The sequence below is a fragment of the Aeromonas sp. HMWF014 genome (genome assembly GCF_963878295.1).
Classification (GTDB): domain Bacteria; phylum Pseudomonadota; class Gammaproteobacteria; order Enterobacterales; family Aeromonadaceae; genus Aeromonas; species Aeromonas popoffii.
Genome location: NZ_CAWNYS010000076.1, coordinates 1 through 2,503, shown reverse-complemented (window position 1 = coordinate 2,503; position 2,503 = coordinate 1). Strand labels below are relative to the sequence as shown.

General features: G+C 59.0%; 3 protein-coding genes. All 3 read left to right on the top strand.

Annotated elements, in window-relative coordinates; all coding sequences use genetic code 11:
• Positions 1-378 precede the first annotated feature (378 nt).
• Positions 379-1,485: a tRNA 2-thiouridine(34) synthase MnmA gene (mnmA, locus tag AAC083_RS02905; RefSeq protein ID WP_108537976.1), complete on the top strand. Its 1,107-nt coding sequence runs from the start codon at positions 379-381 to the stop codon at positions 1,483-1,485.
• A 103-nt stretch (positions 1,486-1,588) separates the two neighbouring features.
• Positions 1,589-2,200 carry a high frequency lysogenization protein HflD gene (hflD, locus tag AAC083_RS02900; protein ID WP_042034053.1) on the top strand — a complete coding sequence of 204 codons (612 nt, stop codon included), beginning with the start codon at positions 1,589-1,591 and terminating at the stop codon, positions 2,198-2,200.
• A 30-nt stretch (positions 2,201-2,230) separates the two neighbouring features.
• On the top strand, positions 2,231-2,503 hold a 273-nt coding region (locus AAC083_RS02895; RefSeq protein WP_258224871.1), incomplete at its 3' end, for a lyase family protein.

Genomic DNA, 2,503 nt, shown 5'->3' with positions numbered 1-2,503 from the left:
ATCCAGGATTATCTGGGGGGCACCCGCCTGCCACTCTCAGCACTCAAGGCCTTTATTTGAGAACCTGTCCACGCTCTTACTGCGAGGCCGTGATCAAGGCTCATGTGCTGCTCGCTTGTTTGCAATCAGGAAAGCTCACGTATATCTATACGCTCCGGTTCCTGCGCTGCTCTTTACCTTGCTGACGGCCTCTCGTGACAGATCGTGAACAGGCCATCTGAGATCGTTTGGCCCCATTTTTTCATCATGGGGCCAGCAAATAGAAAAACGATTTCCTGCCACCGCATTCCCGATGGGAGCCAGGGCATGGATATGTGACCGGGGGCGCGAAATTCTGGTAGAATACGCCCCGTTTAAACGAACTGGTAACTTCGACTAATGACAGACAATAGCCAAATCAAGGTGATCGTCGGCATGTCCGGCGGCGTGGATTCTTCCGTCTCGGCCTACCTGCTCCAGCAGCAGGGTTATCAGGTCGAAGGCTTGTTCATGAAGAACTGGGAAGAAGACGACACGGACGAGTACTGCTCTGCCTCCCAGGATTTGGCTGATGCCAAGGCCGTCTGCGACAAGCTGGGTATGAAGCTGCATACCATCAATTTCGCCGCCGAGTACTGGGACAATGTGTTCGAGCACTTCCTCGAAGAGTACAAGGCAGGGCGCACGCCGAACCCGGATATCCTGTGCAACAAGGAGATCAAGTTCAAGGCGTTTCTCGAATTTGCCGCCGAAGAGCTGGGGGCTACCTACATCGCCACAGGCCACTATGTGCGCCGTGACGACAGCACCGGCCGCCCGCGCCTGCTGCGCGGTCTCGATACCAACAAGGATCAGAGCTACTTCCTCTACACCCTGAGCGAAAGCCAAGTGGGTCAAAGCCTGTTCCCGGTCGGTGATTTGGAGAAGCCGGAGGTGCGCCGCATCGCCGAGCAGCTGGATCTCATCACCGCCAAGAAGAAAGACTCCACCGGCATCTGCTTCATCGGTGAGCGCAAATTCAAAGACTTTCTGGCCAAGTTCCTGCCCGCCCAGCCCGGTCCTATCGAAACCGTGGACGGCAAGGTGATCGGCGAGCACCAGGGCTTGATGTATCACACTCTGGGCCAGCGCAAGGGGCTCGGCATCGGTGGTCGCAAAGACGCCACCGAAGAGGCCTGGTATGTGGTCGACAAAGAGGTCGAGCGTAACGTACTGGTGGTGGCACAGGGCGAGCATCCCCGCCTCTACTCCGACGGCCTGGTTGCCAGTCAGCTGCACTGGGTCGATCGCACCCCGATCCGCGCACCGCGCCGCTGCACCGTCAAGACCCGCTACCGCCAGCAGGATATTCCCTGCCTTATTCAGCCCATTGATGACGAGACCATCCGGGTTATCTTCGACGAGAAGCAGGCAGCGGTGACACCGGGCCAGTCCGCTGTCTTCTATGACGGGGAAGTGTGCCTGGGCGGCGGCATCATTGAACAGCGCTTCAGCCATCCGGTTTGAATCCTTAACAGAAGGCAGCTGACGTGAGCGACACATTCCAAGGCCGGATCATGGCCTGCTGCGGATATCTGCCAGTGAATGAACAGAACAGGGCCGTGAAGATATGAGCGACAAATTCCAAGACAGAACCATGGCCTTTGCCGGCATCTGCCAGGCAGCCTATCTGGTACAAAAAGTGGCCCGCGATGGCAGCTGTGATGAGGCCTCGCTGCGCGAGAGCATGCAAAGCGTGTTGGTGACCGATCCCAAGCAGCCGCTGGAGGTGTTCGGCAACCACCTGGCCATTCGTGATGGCTATCGCGCGCTGGTCGAACAGCTGGGCTCTGACGGCAGCCAAAAGAACGCCGAGCTGACCCGCTACGTGGTCAGCCTGATCGCGCTGGAGCGCAAGCTGGCCAAGCGCCAGGACATACTCAACATGCTGGGGGAGCGGATCGGTCAGATCGGCCGCCAGCAACAACATTTCGATCTGCTCGACGAGCAGATCCTGGCCAACATGGCGAGCATCTACAGCGATCTCATCAGCCCCATAGGGCCGCGCATCCAGGTGGCGGGCACCCCACTGTTCCTGCAACAGCCGCTGGTGCAGTACAAGGTGCGCGCCCTGCTGCTGGCAGGCATCCGTGCCTGCGTGCTGTGGCGCCAGCTTGGCGGCAGCCGCACCCAGATCATCTTCGCACGCAAGAAGATGGTGGAACTGGCCAAACGTTTTTAACCCCCACACCAATCATCAGGAGTTCACCCCATGGAGCTGTCCGCGCTGACTGCTGTTTCCCCGATTGACGGTCGTTATGGCGACAAGGCCGATGCCCTGCGCCCTATCTTCTCCGAATTCGGCCTGCTGCGTTTTCGCGTCGAAGTCGAGGTGCGCTGGTTGCAAAAACTGGCCAGCCACGCCGGGATCCCGGAAGTCCCTGCCCTGAGCGCGGCCGCCAACGCCCTGCTCGACGGCATCGTCAGCGACTTCAACGAGAGTGACGCCGCCCGCATCAAACAGATTGAGCGCACCACCAACCAT

What these genes read in the sequence shown, in the direction of transcription:
- mnmA (WP_108537976.1), top strand. Translation starts at nt 379, where the DNA reads ATGACAGACAATAGCCAAATCAAGGTGATCGTCGGCATGTCCGGCGGC.
- hflD (WP_042034053.1), top strand. Translation starts at nt 1,589, where the DNA reads ATGAGCGACAAATTCCAAGACAGAACCATGGCCTTTGCCGGCATCTGC.